General features: G+C 61.3%; 16 protein-coding genes. 10 read left to right on the top strand and 6 right to left on the bottom strand.

Annotated elements, in window-relative coordinates; genetic code table 11:
- Window positions 1–91 precede the first annotated feature (91 nt).
- The gene (locus FQ705_RS10385; RefSeq protein WP_144140453.1) at window positions 92–1,441 is read right to left on the bottom strand and encodes a nucleobase:cation symporter-2 family protein; all 1,350 of its coding nucleotides are present in this window, start codon (window positions 1,439–1,441) and stop codon (window positions 92–94) included.
- A 271-nt stretch (window positions 1,442–1,712) separates the two neighbouring features.
- Entirely contained in the window at window positions 1,713–4,109 is a 2,397-nt protein-coding gene (locus FQ705_RS10380) for a glucose/quinate/shikimate family membrane-bound PQQ-dependent dehydrogenase (protein ID WP_144140450.1), read from the bottom strand.
- Between the two features lie 358 nt (window positions 4,110–4,467).
- On the opposite strand from FQ705_RS10380, the gene FQ705_RS10375 reads away from it, so the two are divergent.
- Window positions 4,468–4,677 (top strand): hypothetical protein, encoded by a 210-nt coding sequence (locus FQ705_RS10375; RefSeq protein WP_144140448.1) that lies wholly within the window; start codon window positions 4,468–4,470, stop codon window positions 4,675–4,677.
- A gap of 5 nt (window positions 4,678–4,682) precedes the next feature.
- Here the strand turns inward: FQ705_RS10375 and FQ705_RS10370 are convergent, their stop codons facing one another.
- Complete coding sequence (locus tag FQ705_RS10370; RefSeq protein ID WP_144140446.1) at window positions 4,683–5,540, bottom strand: LysR family transcriptional regulator; 858 nt, start codon at window positions 5,538–5,540, stop codon at window positions 4,683–4,685.
- Window positions 5,541–5,645: 105 nt separating this feature from the next.
- On the opposite strand from FQ705_RS10370, the gene FQ705_RS10365 reads away from it, so the two are divergent.
- A complete protein-coding gene (locus FQ705_RS10365) occupies window positions 5,646–6,947 on the top strand; it encodes an aspartate aminotransferase family protein (protein WP_144140444.1) in 1,302 nt (433 codons plus the stop codon).
- A gap of 106 nt (window positions 6,948–7,053) precedes the next feature.
- Here the strand turns inward: FQ705_RS10365 and FQ705_RS10360 are convergent, their stop codons facing one another.
- A complete protein-coding gene (locus FQ705_RS10360) occupies window positions 7,054–7,215 on the bottom strand; it encodes a porin (protein WP_409934690.1) in 162 nt (53 codons plus the stop codon).
- 380 nt (window positions 7,216–7,595) lie between these two features.
- Here FQ705_RS10360 and FQ705_RS10355 point away from each other — a divergent pair, with 380 nt between their 5' ends.
- Complete coding sequence (locus tag FQ705_RS10355) at window positions 7,596–8,768, top strand: porin (protein WP_144140442.1); 1,173 nt, start codon at window positions 7,596–7,598, stop codon at window positions 8,766–8,768.
- Between the two features lie 120 nt (window positions 8,769–8,888).
- Here the strand turns inward: FQ705_RS10355 and FQ705_RS10350 are convergent, their stop codons facing one another.
- Window positions 8,889–9,422 (bottom strand): PadR family transcriptional regulator, encoded by a 534-nt coding sequence (locus FQ705_RS10350; RefSeq protein WP_144140440.1) that lies wholly within the window; start codon window positions 9,420–9,422, stop codon window positions 8,889–8,891.
- Between the two features lie 153 nt (window positions 9,423–9,575).
- Between FQ705_RS10350 and FQ705_RS10345 the strand changes: the two genes are divergently transcribed.
- The 7 genes from FQ705_RS10345 (at window position 9,576) to FQ705_RS10315 (ending at window position 16,137) form a co-directional block, all read left to right on the top strand.
- The gene (locus tag FQ705_RS10345) at window positions 9,576–11,597 is read left to right on the top strand and encodes an FAD-dependent oxidoreductase (RefSeq protein ID WP_144140439.1); all 2,022 of its coding nucleotides are present in this window, start codon (window positions 9,576–9,578) and stop codon (window positions 11,595–11,597) included.
- A gap of 70 nt (window positions 11,598–11,667) precedes the next feature.
- On the top strand, window positions 11,668–12,126 hold the full coding sequence (locus FQ705_RS10340; protein ID WP_144140437.1) for a nuclear transport factor 2 family protein: 459 nt from the start codon (window positions 11,668–11,670) through the stop codon (window positions 12,124–12,126).
- Window positions 12,127–12,469: 343 nt separating this feature from the next.
- A complete protein-coding gene (locus FQ705_RS10335; protein WP_144140435.1) occupies window positions 12,470–12,802 on the top strand; it encodes a DUF2282 domain-containing protein in 333 nt (110 codons plus the stop codon).
- A 103-nt stretch (window positions 12,803–12,905) separates the two neighbouring features.
- The gene (locus tag FQ705_RS10330) at window positions 12,906–13,787 is read left to right on the top strand and encodes a DUF692 domain-containing protein (RefSeq protein ID WP_144140433.1); all 882 of its coding nucleotides are present in this window, start codon (window positions 12,906–12,908) and stop codon (window positions 13,785–13,787) included.
- Window positions 13,788–13,818: 31 nt separating this feature from the next.
- Entirely contained in the window at window positions 13,819–14,796 is a 978-nt protein-coding gene (locus FQ705_RS10325) for a hypothetical protein (RefSeq protein WP_144140431.1), read from the top strand.
- A gap of 7 nt (window positions 14,797–14,803) precedes the next feature.
- Window positions 14,804–15,628: a DUF2063 domain-containing protein gene (locus tag FQ705_RS10320; protein ID WP_144140429.1), complete on the top strand. Its 825-nt coding sequence runs from the start codon at window positions 14,804–14,806 to the stop codon at window positions 15,626–15,628.
- A complete protein-coding gene (locus FQ705_RS10315; protein WP_144140427.1) occupies window positions 15,625–16,137 on the top strand; it encodes a DoxX family protein in 513 nt (170 codons plus the stop codon). The genes FQ705_RS10320 and FQ705_RS10315 overlap by 4 nt, the downstream gene beginning before the upstream one ends.
- Before the next feature lie 30 nt (window positions 16,138–16,167).
- On the opposite strand, the gene FQ705_RS10310 is transcribed toward FQ705_RS10315, so the two are convergent.
- On the bottom strand, window positions 16,168–17,115 hold the full coding sequence (locus FQ705_RS10310) for a helix-turn-helix domain-containing protein (RefSeq protein ID WP_144140425.1): 948 nt from the start codon (window positions 17,113–17,115) through the stop codon (window positions 16,168–16,170).
- Window positions 17,116–17,236: the final 121 nt, after the last annotated feature.

Raw genomic sequence — 17,236 nt, 5'->3', positions numbered from 1 at the left:
GGAGAGCTTCGTGCGCGCCGCACGGCTGCATACCAACGCGAAATAAATGCGACTCAAAGTCGCCACGCCACGACTCGATGCTGCTGTGCGTTCATATCGCTTCGGCGCTTTCGGCAGCTCGCATGGCATCGAGACTCGCCGCTGCAGTCGAAGTCCGGTTGAGACACGCGTTCAACAACACGGCGGTGATCGAGGTCATCATGATCGGATCGCCAAAGATGGGATGCAGGACGGTCGGCATGATGCGAAAGAAATTCGGCGACACGATCGGAATGATCCCGAAGCCGATCGATGTACCGACAACCAGAACGTTGTGCCGCTGGGCAGCGTAATCGACCGTCGACAAGATCTTGATGCCCGTCGCGGTGACCATGCCGAACATGATGAGACTCGCGCCGCCGATCACACATTGCGGCACCGAGGCGACGATATAAGCGACCTTGGGCACGAGGCCGAGGAACAGCATGATGACACCGCTCGTCACACAGACCCAGCGGCTATAAACCCCCGTCACGCTGACCAGGCCAATGTTCTGCGAATACGACACGTAGGGAAACGTGTTGAACAGACCGCCGATCAGCGTGCCGATCGAATCGGCGCGCAGTCCCCGGGTGATCTCTTTTGCGCCAATCGGGCGCCCCGTCATGGCGCCCATCGCGAGAAACATGCCGGTTGCTTCGATAAACACGATGGTCATGACGAGACACATCGTCAGACACGGGACCAGACTGAAGGTGGGCAAGCCGAACTGAAACGGTAGCACGACTCGCACGAATGGCTGAGCATGGACGCCGGAGAAATCGGTCCAGCCCAGCGCGATCGTCACGATATAGCCGACTGCGATGCCGAGCAGCACGGCGAGGTTCGCCACGAATCCGCGCCCGAATTTGAGCACGACGAGAATGCATAGCAGCACCAGACCCGCGACCCCGAGGTACCTGGCCGCGCCAAAGTCGGCGGCCGCGCCGCCGCCTGCCCAACTGATTCCCACCCGCATCAGCGACACGCCAATCATCGTGATGATGGACCCCGTCACCACGGCTGGAAAAAATCGCAACACGTACTTGATCAGCGGCGCGACGAGCAGGCCGAAGACGCCGCCGGTGAGCACCGCGCCGTAGATGCCGTTCAAACCCACTCCGGGCATCGCCGCCATCGCGAGCATCGGTGAGATGGATACAGCCGTCACGCCCATGATGATGGGCAAGCGAATCCCAAACGGCCCGAAGCCGATCGTCTGGATCAACGTCGCGATTCCGCAGGCAAACAGGTCGGCGTTGATCAGCATCGCGATCTGTTCTTTCGGCAAATGAAGCGCGGCGCCGATTATCAAGGGGACCGCCACGGCGTTCGCGTACATCACGAGAACGTGCTGCAGACCTAGCGCGAACATGCGCGGGAACGGCAGGACTTCATCGACGGCATTCGCTGAGCTGGACATCGTGGGGGTTCCTTGCGCGCAGAGGAAGACCCATTCGCCAAGCGACTTTTATGCCCAGTGAGAAGTGCCGGCCATTGGCCGTTTCCCGCGTTTTCCGCGTTTGCGGCGTCCAAGTCGGTGCAAACGCCATTCGTCCGCCAGACGGCTCGTCCCACGACGGTGCGATGCGTTGTTATTTTGTGCGCCCGTTTATCGTCGAGCGCACACCCGGCGACTAGCGATCGCGGTTGCCAATCGTCTGGCATTGAACCGCAATCGCCATTTCATCGAATCATTTTGCGTCGGGCAGCGCATAGGCGATCACGTAGTCGCCCAGCTTGGTGCCAAAGGAGCCATGGCCCCCGGCGGCAATCACCACGAATTGCCTGCCGTTGACTTCATAACTCATTGGCGTTGCCTGGCCGCCCGCGGGCAGTCGCTCCTCCCACAACTGCTCACCTGTGTTCGTGCTGAAAGCGCGGATATAGTTGTCCGCCGTCGCGCCGATGAAAAACACATCGCCCGCGGTCGTCATCGGGCCGCCCAGCATCGGCATGCCCATCTTGAACGGAAGCGGAATCGGCGAACTGTCGCGCACGGTGCCGATGCGTTTCTTCCACACGATCTGGTTGGTTTTCAGATCCACCGCCGCGACGTAGCCCCAAGCCGGCTCCTTGCACGGCAATCCGATCGGCGACAGGAACGGATTGATCGTCACGCCGAATGGCACGCCATATTGCGGCTGGATACCCGACTCGGTGCCGGTCCCGCCTTTGTCTTCCGGGGCGGGCTCGATCGGGTTGCCGGGACCGCGCGGCAGCAGCTTCGACACGAACGGCAAGGCGATCGGATTGGCAATCGCAATCTGACGATCCGTGTCGACGGCCAGACCGCCCCATTCGAACATGCCGAGGTTGCCCGGAAACACCAGCGTGCCTTGCTCCGACGGCGGCGTAAACGTGCCTTCATAGTGCAATTGATGAAAGATCACGCGGCACGCGAGTTGATCGAACATCGTTGCGCCCCACATGTCGGCGCCCGTCAGTTTTTTGCTGGGCCGGAAAGTCAACTCGGAAAACGGCTGTGTCGGCGACACGTGATCGCCCTGCGCCGCGCCCTGCGGAACCGGCTGTTCCGGTGCGGGAACGACGAGCGCGCCGGTGCGGCGATCGAGCACAAAAAGGTTGCCGGTCTTCGCCGGCGCGTAGACCACCGGCACGACGTTGCCCGATTTGTCGGTGATGTCGGCCAGGGTCGGCTGGGCCGGCAGATCCATGTCCCACAGATCGTGATGCACGGTCTGATAGAACCAGGCCAGCTTGCCGGTCGACGCGTTCAGCGCAAGCAGGCCGCTTGCATAGCGCTCCTGCTCCGGCGTGCGGTTACCGCCCCAGATGTCCGGTGTCGTCACGCCCATCGGCAGGTAGACCAGATCGAGCTTTGCATCGTAGACAGCCGGTGCCCATGAGTTCGGCGAATTGAACGTGTAGTGCTGCCCATCGCCCAGAACGGCGTTCGGATCCCTGGCGCCCGGATCGAATGCCCAGAGCAACTTACCGGTATCCACATCGAAGCCCCGGATCACGCCCGACGGCTCGCGGGTCGAATAGTTGTCCGTCACCGAGCCCGCAATGACGATGACCTTGTCGGTGATGATCGGCGGCGAGGTCGGCTCGTACTGACCCGCCGTGGTCACCGGCTGGCCGTGCTGCAGATCGAGATCGCCGTTGTTGCCGAAGGCCGGGCAGCGCTGGCCCGTCAGCGCGTCGAGTGCGTAGAGATGGCCGTCGTTGACCGGCAGATACACGCGACGCGAGCAGAGCGCGGGATTGGCGGACGCCGACGCGTTCTCGCCACCGGCTCCCGCAGTCATGTCATGGTAGGAGACTCCGCGACAGGTCACGTGCTGGAACAAGGGATCGGTTTTCAGACCCGGGTCGAACTTCCACATCTGTTTGCCGGTTGCGGCGTCCAGCGCAAACAGTATCTGATGCGGCGAGCAGAGATACAGCATGTCGCCGATCTTAATCGGCGTTACCTCGTCGGTTATCTCGCCAGGATCGGTCGGCCGCTTCATATCGCCCGTGCGGAACGTCCACGCGATCTGCAAGTCCTTCACGTTCTGTGAGTTGATCTGCTTTAGCGGCGAATAGCGTGTGCCGCTTTGCGTGCGGCCGTAAGCAGGCCAATCGCCGTCCGCCTTGCTGGCCGCCGCAGCCGCCGCCGGCGGCGTCTCGCTCGATGCGAGCGTCCCATTGATCTCCTGGGGATCGTTGAAAGACGCATAGACGAGCACGAGACCGCTGACGATCAGGACCGCCCCCAGAGCCAGCGCCACCGGCTTTCCGGGCGCGTTGAGCCGCAGATAGACAAAGGGCAGCAGCAACCAGACTCCGAACACGACCAGTACACCCAGGCGCGGCGCCAACGCCCAGAAATCGAACCCGGCTTCCCACACGGCCCAAATGACGGTGCACAGAAGCAACAGCGCATAGAGCCCCAGCCCCGCCGCTCGCCGACGATAGAGAAGTATCGCGATCACCAGCAAAACGATGCCGCTGATAGCGTAATAAGGCGATCCGCCGAGCGAGGACAGCCAGATTCCACCAATCAGAAGATACAGGCCGGACAAGGCCGCGAACACGACACTAAGCAGACGAGGCACGCCTAACGATCCATCTGTTTGCATGACAGAGACCTCTTGTTGGCAAAAAATCCGGGCTAAATGGTGATGCAGTCCCATCCCACGCGGTTTTTGGGTGCTCCCTCCTGATGCAAGCGTGGCTTATCAAGCTCTCCGAAAATGATAGGACAATACTTGCGGATATAAACGGTCGTATTCGTGCGAGTCGGCAACAGGCAGGTCTAAACCTGCCGCGATTTATTTTTTTGCGCTTGCGCGAGCCTGGCGCCGGGTCGGATACTCAAGTGGCCCGCATTGTCTCCTCGGCGGGTGCATCAGTCTTAGGCCGCCCTGCGCGGCCTCCTTTTGGCCGAAGGGCGCGGACACCGAGCCGGCCGCCCCGCAATCCGAGGCAGGAGGCACCATGGAAGTCTGCGACGGCTGTTCCGACATCGATGGCCGCCCCGTCCATGTTCAACGGCAAGACGACCTCACCCTGATCGGCGTTGCGGAATGCAACGGCACGCTCGCGCTCGAACATTATCGCTGCACCCGTTGCCAGGCCGTGATCGCCCGACAGTTCACGGGCGACGCCGACGAACGGATCTGGAGCGTGATCGAAGCCTCGCATTGACGGATTCATAGTAGCGGCAGGGTCTGCCGGATGTGCTCCGCGAATACCGTGACCAGATGCGCAGGCCGCTCGCGCTCGAATCTCAGGGCAAGTCCGATGGTCGGCAAAGGCGGCAGGTCGGGATCGTCGGTGAGGATATGAAGATCCGGCGCAACTGCGGTCTGCGTAAGGACCGCGAATGCCTGTCCCGATCGCACCAGCGCCGTAAGCCCAGCCAGACTGCTGCTCGCATACGCGACGCGGTAGGCCCGGCCCGCACGCTGCAGCGCGTCGCAAGCCGCTACGTGGTCGAGCGTGTCCGCATCGGAGAGCGCCAGCGGCAGCGGGTCGAAATGCGCGGACTCCAGTCCCGCGCAAGCCACCCAGACCAGCGGTTCGCGGCGAATGATGCCGTCGTTCCCGTCGTCTTCGGGGCGGGAGATCATGGCGAGGTCCAGCGCATGCATCTCCAGTTGCTCCAGCAGACGCGGCGTCGGGGCGCAGACCAACTCCACCAGTGCATGCGGATGAAGACTCGAAAACTGGCGCAGCAACTGCGGCAGGAAAACGGCGGCATAGTCGTCCGGGCAACCGAAGCGGATCGTTCCCGACAGGCCTTTACCGGACAAATCGGCCATCGCCTCGTCGTGCAGTCGCAGGATGCGCTGGGCATGGATCAACAGGCGTTCGCCGGGATTGGTCAGCACCACGCCACGCCCCGTCCGCTGGAACAGCGGCTGGTCGACGATCGCTTCGAGACGCTTCATCTGCTGGCTGAGCGCGGACTGGGTGCGGCCGATCCGGTTCGCCGCTCGGCTGAGCGCCCGCACTTCGGCGATGACCGCAAACGAACGCAGCAGATCGATTTCGAGGGAAAGGCTCAAGGTATAAGGCCCGCTTCTATCTTCGATAAGAACTATTCGTTTCTATGAAACCAGAGAGGCCTCTAGACTGCAAGCTATTCCCGCTACCAGTCAAGGAGAAGCAAGGTGTCCCTGAACCAAGATGCAGTTTTTTGGCGCAATGCCAGGCAGCACCTGATTCGCTATGGCGGCACGTTCGAGCCGCTGATCATCGAGCGCGCGCAAGGGAGCTTTGTCTATGACGCCGATGGACGCGCCATCCTCGATTTCACATCGGGGCAGATGAGCGCGGTACTCGGGCACAGCCATCCGGCGATCGTGTCGGTCATCAACGAGTACGCCGGCAAGCTCGACCATCTTTTCAGCGGCATGCTCTCGCGACCGGTCGTCGACCTCGCGACGCGTCTCGCCGAAATCACCCCTGACGGGCTCGACCGGGCGCTCCTGCTCAGTACCGGCGCGGAGTCGAACGAAGCCGCGATTCGCATGGCGAAGCTGGTCACGGGCAAATATGAAATCGTCGGCTTTGCGCAGTCGTGGCACGGTATGACGGGGAACGCGGCGTCCGCTACCTACAGCGCGGGTCGCAAAGGCGTCGGTCCCGCAGCCGTGGGATCGTACGCGATCCCTGCCCCGTTCCCCTACCGGCCACGCTTCGGGACCAGTGGTCAATACGACTACCTGGCGGAACTGGACTACGCGTTCGATCTCATCGACCGTCAGTCCAGTGGCAATCTGGCCGCCTTTATCGCGGAACCGATCCTCAGTTCCGGCGGGATCATCGAATTGCCGGAAGGCTACATGGCCGCGCTGAAACGCAAGTGCGAAGAGCGCGGCATGTTGCTGATTCTCGACGAAGCGCAAACCGGCATTGGGCGCACCGGCACGATGTTCGCCTGTGAACGCGATGGCGTCACGCCCGACATGCTCACTTTGTCGAAGACGCTCGGCGCCGGTCTGCCGCTTGCGGCCGTCGTGACCTCCGCGCAGATCGAGGAGCGGGCTCACGAATTGGGTTATCTGTTCTATACGACCCATGTCTCCGATCCTCTTCCCGCCGCGGTCGGTTTGCGAGTGCTGGATGTGGTCGAGCGTGATGGTCTGGTGGCGCGGGCAAACCTGATGGGCGACCGCCTCAGACGCGGACTGCTGGACCTGATGGAGCGCTTCGAGTGCATCGGCGACATTCGCGGACGCGGACTACTTCTCGGCATGGAGATCGTCAAGGATCGCCGCACGAAGGAGCCTGCCGATGGCCTCGGTGCCAAGATCACACGCGAGTGCATGAACCTCGGGCTCAGCATGAACATCGTGCAATTGCCGGGTATGGGCGGCGTGTTCCGCATCGCTCCACCGTTGACCGTTAGTGAAGGAGAAATCGATCTGGGCCTGACTCTGCTCGGGCAGGCCATCGAGCACTCTCTGTAAGTACTTTCGTTGTTCACCGGTGTACGAATAGCAGCCGCTGGATCGATCAGGCAGCAACCGGCTTTAGCGGCGGCACGTGGGGCCTGCCGGTTTTCCGTCAATCGGGTTAGAACGATGTGCAGATTCCCACTCGTGCCACAGTCTGATTGTCTGCCGACGATTCGAGACCTTCGTCTATCGATCCGTAAAGCGTCACGCTGCTTTGCGCATGGGCGACGCCTGCAAGGATGCCCAGTGCCGAAATCAACCAATACTTTTTGTTATTCATTGGAACCCCGAGTTTTACGGGCGGATTGTTTGCCCGTCTGATTTTTTTCGCGTGGGATTCTATCTATACAAACTTTTAGCAATATTTCCTTCGAAAGGCTGCACCGCCTTATCTGGCCAATGCCGCCAACCAGCCACGGTTCTACGATGCCTACTCGATCGCTTCTGTTTCATTCGTACAACGAGGAACAGCCGCCGGGTTCGGTCAAGTGTTCAAGGGCCCGACCGGTCTGCCTTACCGCTTAAAGATTTTGACCGGCATGTGACAGGTACCTCTTATAGTCAACTCGCCGTCTCATGCTGGGAATGCAATCTGAATAATGGCGAGCGTCCTTACACTTTGAAAACCGTTTTGTCCGGTTTCCGTCCAAGGAGGCGCTCGTGAAAAGAATTCCCGTCGTGATTATTTTTTCTGGTGCACTGGTTTCGTCGGCCGCACATGCACAGAGTTCGGTGACGCTTTACGGCCTCATCGACGCAGGTCTCATGTACACCAACAACGTATCGAAAGGCGGGACGCATGGCTCGCTATTCCAGGCGACCAGCGGAAACATCAACGGCAGCCGCTTCGGGATGCGCGGCGCAGAGGATCTGGGAGGCGGACTCAAGGCCGTCTTCGTACTCGAAAATGGCTTCAATGTGCAGAACGGCAAGCTCGGGCAAGATGGCCGGATGTTCGGTCGCCAGGCTTACGTCGGCCTCAGCGCCGCACAATACGGCACCGTCACGCTAGGACGCCAATACGATTCACTGGTCGATTTCGTCTCGCCTTTGTCCGGCACGGCGGGAACGTTTGGTGATACCGGTTTTGCGCATCCATTCGACAACGACAACCTCAACCACTCGATACGGATCAACAACGCAGTCAAGTACACGAGCGCCAACTACGCGGGTCTGACATTTGGCGGCCTTTATGCGTTCTCCAATAGCACGGAGTTTTCAGCCAATCGCGTGTATAGCGTGGGCGCCAGTTATGCATTCGGCCCGATAAACTTTGCCGCGGGCTATTTGCAGATCGACGGATCCACTGGCACTACCTCGGGTAGTCCAGGCGCCGTGGATATCAACGAATCGACGGCAAACGGCACGGGCGGCTTCAGCCTTGGTGCCGACGTGCAGCGAACGATCGGCGCGGGGCTGAACTACAAGTTCGGACCGGCGGTCGTCGGTTTTGTCTACACCCATAGCCAGTTTCAGGGGACCACGTCGTTCGGACAGGTCAATATCAACAACAGCGGCTCGATGCGCTTCGACAACTACGAACTGAACGCCAAGTACGCGCTCACACCAGCCGTCAATCTGGGTATCGCCGATACCTACACGGACGGACATGTCGGCAATGGAAGTAACACCGCGTATGGCTCCAATCCGAAATGGAATCAGATCAACCTGCAAGCGGTGTATTTACTGTCCAAACGCACTGACGTCTATATCGAGGGAATGTATCAACACACCATCGGCCACGATTATGTGGCGTTCATCAATACCGCCGGCGGCGCTTCTTCGACATCCAATCAGGTCGTCGGCACGGTCGGTTTGCGCACGCGGTTCTAACTCACGCACCGCGGCCTCTTATGGCAGAGGCCGCCATTCAGGTAGCGCGCGGCAACGGCATGCGTCGGCAGATCAATGCGATAGGCCGATACGCGTCCCCATCAACCTACGCCATCGCCGTCACTGCTTCGCCTTCAGAATGTCGAGCGCCTCACGGGAAAAGTCGACCCAGAACTGCTCCTGAGCAATGCCCGCCTTGAGCACCAGATGCTGCAAGCGCTTCGCCCGCGATTCGACATTGATCGAAAAATCGTGCACCTCGATGCGGCGATAAAGATCGAGCTTCTCTTCATGTAGCTTGAGGCGCCGCTTGATTTCCTTCTCCAGACCAGCTGCGCCGAGCACGGCCTCCGCTCGCAGCCGCACCATGAGTTCGTCGCGCTGCGGCATCGGATCTTTGCTTTCGGCAACCCAGCGCCGCAACTCTTTCTTCCCGGCAGGCAGCAGTCGATAAGCGCGCTTGCGTCCGCGTCCCGACTCCGCCGGCAGTGACTCGACCCATCCGGCCTCCTCGAGACGGCCCAACTCGCGATAAATCTGTTGATGCGTGGCGTGCCAGAAATGACCAATAGACCGATCGAAGCGGCCTGCCAGTTCCGAGCCAGAGCCGGGCCGCTCGGCAAGCGCAGTGAGAAGAGCGTGAGGCAGAGACATAGTCAATCGGTGGAAGGCTGGGCAAGGTTTGCATCATGCCATAGTGGGGCCACAGGGTTTTCCTTGAAGTCTCCATCTATGCAACTGGTTGCATTATTCCGTTCGGCGACGCTATATTAATGCAACCAGTTGCATTAACGAGGAACTTTACCGATGGTCCATTACCCTCACCTGAACGCACCGCTCGAACTCGGCTTTACGTCGCTACGCAATCGTGTGCTGATGGGTTCGATGCATGTCGGCCTTGAGGAGGCACCGAATGGCTTCGAGCGCATGGCGGCGTTCTATGCGGAACGGGCTCGTGGTGAAGTTGGCCTGATCGTGACCGGTGGCATCGCGCCGAACGAGCGCGGCCGGCCGATGGGCGCGGGCGCGGCGCTCACCAGCGAAGAAGAAGCGGAGCGCCATCGCATCGTAACGCGTGCGGTACACGCGGAGGGCGGCAAGATTGCGATGCAGATCCTTCACTTCGGCCGCTATGCGTACCATCCGGCGCTCGTGGCGCCAAGCGCGCTGAAGGCACCGATCAATCCGTTTACGCCGCATGCCCTCAGCGCCGACGAGGTCGAGCAGACCATTGCCGACTTCGTCCGTTGCGCCGAACTCGCGCAATATGCGGGCTATGACGGCGTCGAGATCATGGGCTCGGAAGGCTATCTCATCAACGAGTTCATCGCGGCACGCACGAACCAGCGCGACGACGCGTGGGGCGGTGCGTATGAGAACCGCATCCGTTTTCCGGTCGAGATCGTCCGGCGTGTGCGCGAACGGGTGGGCACCAACTTCATCGTGATCTATCGGCTGTCGATGCTCGATCTCGTCGAAGGCGGCTCGACGCTCGAGGAAGTGATCCAACTGGCGCAAGCGATCGAAGCGGCGGGCGCGACCATCGTCAACACGGGCATCGGCTGGCACGAAGCGCGCATTCCCACTATCGCGACCAAGGTGCCGCGCGCCGCCTTCGCATGGGTGACGCAACGACTCATGGGCAAGTTGGGCATTCCGCTCGTCGCGACCAACCGGATCAATACGCCCGATGTCGCCGAACGACTGCTCGCGCACGGCTATTGCGACATGGTGTCGATGGCGCGACCGTTTCTCGCCGACCCGGCTTTCGTTCGCAAGGCACGCGAGGGTCGCGCGGATGAGATCAACACCTGTATCGGCTGCAACCAGGCGTGCCTCGACCATACGTTCAAGGGAGAAATCACCTCGTGCCTCGTCAATCCGCGCGCCTGTCACGAAACGGAACTGGTTCTTGAAGCGGCTGCGCAGCCCAGGAAAATCGCGGTGGTCGGCGCCGGTCCGGCCGGCCTCAGCTTCTCGATCACCGCTGCCGAACGCGGCCACCAGGTCACCCTGTTCGAAGCTGCGGCGGAAATCGGCGGCCAGTTCAATATCGCGAAGAAAGTGCCAGGCAAGGAAGAATTTTACGAAACGCTCCGTTATTACAGGCGCCAACTCGAGTTGCACGATGTCGACGTGCATCTCGGTACGCGCGTGGATGTGCAGCAACTGGTCGACGGCGGCTTCGACGAGATCGTGCTGGCCACGGGCGTGGTGCCGCGGGTGCCGGCAATCGAAGGCATCGATCACCCGAGCGTGCTGGGTTATCTCGACGTGCTGCGCGACGACAAGCCGGTCGGCACCAACGTGGCAGTAATCGGCGCGGGCGGAATCGGCTTTGATGTCTCCGAATACCTGACCCACGAGGGCGATAGCGACAGCGCGACACCCGCGCACTTTTACTCGCAATGGGGTATCGACACAGAGTACGGCGAGCGCGGTGGTTTAGGCTCGCCACGCGTCGAAGCCTCTACACGGCGGGTGCATCTCATGCAGCGCAAGGCGTCGAAGGTCGGCGAGCAACTCGGCAAAACGACTGGCTGGATCCATCGCACATCACTCAAGGCACGCCGTGTGGCCATGTCGTCGAACGTCGTCTACGAGAGGATCGACGACACCGGTTTGCAAGTGCTAATCGACGGCGAGCCACACATTCTGCCGGTCGACAATGTCGTAGTCTGTGCCGGGCAAGACCCTCAGCGCGAGCTATACGACGGCCTGCGCGCCGCCAACTGTTCGGTGCACCTGATCGGCGGCGCCGATGTTGCCGCCGAACTGGATGCGAAGCGCGCGATTCATCAGGGCACCGTACTGGCCGCGAATATCTAGGCGAACGCCGCGTGCGCTCGATCCATTTCGCCATTCATCACACTGAACGACATCAAGGCAGGAAACCACCATGACCTCTCCTCCCGCTCATTCTCCTTCGCCTGCCGGTTTGCATCCCGCCGTTGCACCGTCGCTCGCCCATTGGCACGCGATGATCGAGCGCCGCGACCTGAGCGAACTCGGCACGATCACGCATCCGGACGTGGTATTCCGTTCGCCGATGGCCGCCTCGCCTTATGTGTCGGCACCCGCGTTATCGCTTGTATTGGGCACGGTCATTCAGGTATTCGAAAATTTCACTTACCATCGCCAACTCGCATCGGACGATGGGCTGAACGTGGTTCTGGAGTTCAGCGCGCATGTTGGCGACAAGTCGCTCAAAGGCATCGACTTCATCCGCTTCGACGAGACGGGGAAGATCGTCGAATTCGAAGTCATGGTGCGGCCGCTAAGCGGCCTGCAGGCTCTTGGCGCGGAGATGGGCGCGCGATTGGGGAAAGAACTGCCGGCGTATAAGACGCACGCCTAGCACGCTCGCCAAAGTATCGGCCCCTGCGCAGTGCCACGCCCGAAAGCGGGTCTCGCCCAACAATGCCTCACTGGCAGCAAACAGTTTTTCCCCCGCCGTATGCGCTGCGGCAGACCCGGGTGCCGCAGCGCACCACAAAGCACCACTTCAGTCGAACGCTCCTGTCGGCGCCAGGCAAACGTCAGCGCCCCCTTTCGACGCAGCCGAGCAATCGGAAACCAACGAGCGCAACATCGTTCAATCTTCCACGACTGCCAATCCGCTATTTTTACGCCGACGGTAAGGAGAACCGTCGTAGAACGCCAAAATCGCGACTCCCAACCTTAATAGCTGGAGAAACAGCATGTCCCATCGTAAAACGTCTGCTTTCGTAGTTAGCGCTTTTGCCGCGGCACTCGGTGCGCTTTCCGCGGTCCCGGCCGACGCCCAGGAGTTCACTGCCGCGCAGAAAAAAATCCAGGCGGAGCATACTCAACTCGTCAAATCGGGCAAGGTCGAACCCTGCTTCGGGACCGCACTGAAAGGACAAAACGATTGCTACGCCGGTGCCGGTACGACCTGCGCCGGAACCAGCAGCACGGATTACCAGGGCAACGCATTCAAGCTGGTGCCGAAAGGCACCTGCACCGCGATGTCCACGCCGAATGGGGCCGGCAGCCTGACACCCAAGGTCTGAAGCTATCCTGATCGGCCGGGGCGCAAGCGTGCCCCGGCTTGTTTCCCTGCTTACCTGAGAGACGCCCGTGCGCGCGCCGTCCGTTGCTTCCGATACCCGAAAAATGCCGCATCGCGGCGGCGTCGCCTTAAAAGCGGAGCACTACCGCACGATCGTAGAAACGCAACCTGATGTCGGTTTTTTCGAGGTGCACGCCGAAAACTATATGGGAGCCGGCGGTCCGCCCCATCGCTTTCTGTCGGCCGTGCGCGAGCGCTATCCGCTGTCGCTTCATGGGGTCGGTTTGTCGATTGGGAGTGATCGGCCTCTGGATACGGAGCACTTGCGACGCCTCAAGGAACTGATCGCACGCTATGCTCCCGCACTGTTCTCGGAGCATCTCACATGGTCGAGCCACGACGCCGGGTTCCTCAATGATCTGCTGCCTTTGCCCTACACGTTGCAGACCTTGCATCGTGTCGTCGATCATATCGACCAGGTGCAGGAGGCGCTGGGTCTGCAGATGCTGCTGGAAAATCCCTCGACCTATCTTGCCTTCGCCGAAAGCAGTTATTCGGAGACCGACTTTATCGCCGAAATCGTGCGGCGAACCGATTGCGGGCTCCTGCTCGACATCAACAACGTGCTCGTCTCGTCGGTCAACCAGCGGTGGAATCCGTTCGCCTATATCGACGCCTATCCGCTCGCGAAGGTCCAGCAGTTCCATCTCGCCGGACATGCGCGTGAGGTCGACGAAAAAGGCCGGGCGCTGCTCATCGACACACACGATCGGCACGTCGACGCCAGGGTCTGGGATCTATTCGCCTATGCCTGTGAGGTGACGGGACCGCTGCCGGCATTGATCGAATGGGACGCCAATGTACCCGACTGGCCGACGTTGCAAGCGGAAGCGGAGCGCGCCGAAGCGATCCTGCAGGAACCAGCGCGCAGCGCCGGACACACCATGCGAATAACCGCGCAAAGAACAGCGCTGTCACCTGGCTGACGCGCCACTATCGAGCGAGAAGAGAAATACGATGATCAAACGCAAGGTACTTGTCTATTACGCCTGGAGTCGACCCGGCGAGATCGAGGCGCCGCTGGGCGTCATCGAGAACCGGTTTCCGACCCTCTTCGAGAGCCGTCGGCTGGCTTATCCAAGGTTCGAAGAGTTGTCCGATCCAGCCGGCTTCGACCAGAGTGTGGCGGGTTTTCTCGATCACATCATGAAGCCGAACTTCGCCGCTTTCGTTGAGTTTGCCGGCGCGCAGACCGGCGAACCGGTGGTACAGGTCGAGCGAGTCGTCGACGATGGTCGTCCGACTCCGCTCGATTCGGACGTTCTCGAGAACGTCGACACGGTCATCGTCATCAGCTTCGACTCGTTTCGGACCAACCAGATTGCGAGCGACATAGAACTGTCCGCCGTACGCCGCTTTCTGGCGCAGCCGGACCATCTCCTGTTCATTTGCCCGCATCACGACATCGGCGACGTGCCCGAGCTTTCGCATGACGAGCGGCTGCAACGTCAGGTGGCGGAGTTCCTTCATCACGGCGACAGGTCGCTGCCGCCTCAACAACGTTTTGGCGGATTCGCGCGCTCGTTGCTGGCCGGGTTGGGGATACCTGTGCAAAACCGCTTCGGACTCCACCCGGCTGTCGATGCCGACGGATCACCCGCTGCCATCGATGCCGAATCGGCGCTCGACCGCCTGAGCCTTCTGCGCGGCGTCGATACGTTCAATCTGCATCCGCATCTGCCGCATTTCGAACGGTTGGGCGACGCGCTCGCGAAACTGGACGTGCTGGCTCGGCAGAAGATCGATCTGAACGCACCACCTCACCCCTTCGCGCGCGAGCACACCGCTTTCGATGCGCTGCTTCAATCGAAGCCGGACACGTTCCCCGGCAGTCTGCTCGTCAGCGACGCGACGCTCTGGAGTTCGACCGCGGGCGGCGTCGACAGTCTGCGGCAGTTGTGGTCGAACGTCGTTCAACGGCCTGCCAGATCGTGAGAAGCCGATGAAACACGAAAACGCCTATCAGCCGCTCGGCGAGCGCCAACTGGAATTTGCCAGGGCAATCCTCGATCCAGCCTGTCCGCTTCCGCGCGGTTTGAACGGCCCCGATGGCGAGCCTGCCGAGAGGCGCTTCGCGGTCTACAGAAACAATGTCGTCGCCGGCCTCGGCGAAGCGCTGAAGGCTGCGTTCCCAGTAACGCGTCGCATCGTCGGCGATGAATTCTTCGCTGCGATGGCCCGGATTCATGTCGTACACGAGCCGCCGCGCTCGCCGGTCATGCTTGATTATGGCGTGGGATTCGCCGATTTCGTTGGTGCCTTCGAGCCGGCCGCTTCGCTCCCCTATCTGCGCGACGTCGCGCGCCTGGAGCGCGCGTGGGCGGAGGCCTATCACGCCGCCGAGGCCTTGCCGCTCGAGCCTGCGGCGTTCGCGCGTATCGCGCCGGAACACGTGCCATCGATCCGCCTCGCACTTCACCCTTCGGCCCGCGTGGTCCGATCGTCGTTTCCCGTGGTCACCATCTGGCAAATGAATATCGAAGACGGCGTGCCGACGATCGTCGATATCGATGCCGGTGGCGAAGACGCACTCATTGCACGGCCGAGAGCCGAAGTGGAGGTGCGCGTGTTGCCGCCGGGGATGGCGGCGTTCATCGCGGCGCTGGCAGCGAACGCGCAGATCGTCCGCGCGACGGAGGCGGCGCTCGACGACGACGCTCGTTTCGACCTGAGCCACGCGCTGGCGATCCTGTTGGACGCTCGCCTCGTTGTCGGATGGGACGAGCTCGGCGCGCCGCTCCATACCGATGCGGAGCGTGCAGCATGAGCGCCGTCGCGCCGTCGCCGCAGAACGGATTCGAGCGATTCATCCGGCTGGTTCTCGACAGGCTGGAGAGCGTCGCCCGAATCGCAGCGCCGCCCTTGCTGCGTGTAGCACTCGCACTGCCCTTCTTTCGCTCCGGCCTCACGCGTTGGGATGGCTTTCTGTCGCTCTCCGGCGGCACCCTCTATCTCTTCGAGAACCAGTTCAAGCTTCACCTGTTCGGCAAGCTCGTCGGTTTTCCCGCGCCCGATATCGTGGCGTTCGCCGTTGGAGTCGCCGAAATCACGCTACCGGTGCTGCTGGTGATCGGCCTCGCCAGCCGCTTCAGCGCGCTTGCCCTGCTGCTCATGACGGGCGTGATCCAACTGGTGTTTCCTGACGGCTGGGCAAACTTCCACCTCTATTGGGCAAGCCTCGCCGTGGCTATCCTTGCATGGGGTCCGGGTGCGCTATCGCTCGATCATCTCATCGACTCGAGTCTGCGCAGACGTCGGCCACGGGTATTGGCATGACAGTTCAGTGTCCCGCCAGCCGACGACCCGCTAGCCGGACAGGCGACGAGTCGGGCGGCGCCGGCCACGTTCGCGCGCAAATACGGCCGGCGTGCAACCGACGTGCCGATGAAAACGCCGCGTAAAGTGACTCTGGTCGGCAAAGCCCGTCATCAGCGCGATCTGGGCAAGGGGGATGTCCGTTTCGGCGATCAGCGATTGCGCCCGGCGAATCCGGCATTGCTCGACAAAGCTGATGGCGGTCATGCCCATGCTCTGCCTGAACAGACGGGCGAAATGAAAGCGGCTTACATTCACGATGGCCGCGAGCTCGGCAAGTCCGATGGTCTGATCGAGGTTGTCTTCGATGAACGCAGTCAGTCGCGCCAACTCGGCTTTTCCCAATGGCGGGGCCCGAAACTCGCTCATCGGCTCGAACGCGTTGTAACTGCGCAGCAGGTGCGCCGCGAGCACGCAGGAGACCTGGTCGACGATCAGCGCCTGGGCGGGATGCGGCTTGCGTTCAAGCTCACCCAACAGCACCTGCGCCACGTTAGCGATCACCGGATCGCGCGTCTCGAACACATTGCGAATCTCGAACTGCGAGACGTTGCGTTGTCCGAGTTGCTCGCCGGCAGAGGCGATGAGCGAGGTCGGGATGCGCAGCCGCGCCGAGGCTGCCGCGTTGCCCTCCCAGATCGAATCGTATCCGGCGGGCATCAGCAGACTGACCCCGGTCGAAATCACGCCTTCATGAAACACGCCATCGCGCCCCTGAACCAGTTTCGCCCTGCCCGAAGGGCAATAGCAGATCAGATGGTGATCAAGCGCGGGATAGCGCTCCGAGCAGTTCACGAGCGGCCGATACAGATCGACCGTCACGCCGCTCCAGCCACGCTCTCGCGTGGTCGCGGTGGGACGATGAGACAGAACATTCACGATCTCGTCGATGGAGACCAGCTTCGGGCGATCCGGGGTAATGGTTTGCGGTTCTGCCATGACGGTCTGCTCCTGCTGAGATTGTCGGGTTCGACATAATTCCGGCGATCCGGCACCGTAGCAAAGCTCGCTTGCCGATGGCAGGTATGATCGCATGTCAGCCTGACACGACGATAACGTG

This window comes from Paraburkholderia sp. BCC1884 (assembly GCF_900996225.1).
GTDB lineage: Bacteria > Pseudomonadota > Gammaproteobacteria > Burkholderiales > Burkholderiaceae > Paraburkholderia.
The sequence above is the reverse complement of the archived record's forward strand: the minus strand, read 5'-3'. Positions and strand labels throughout refer to the sequence as shown.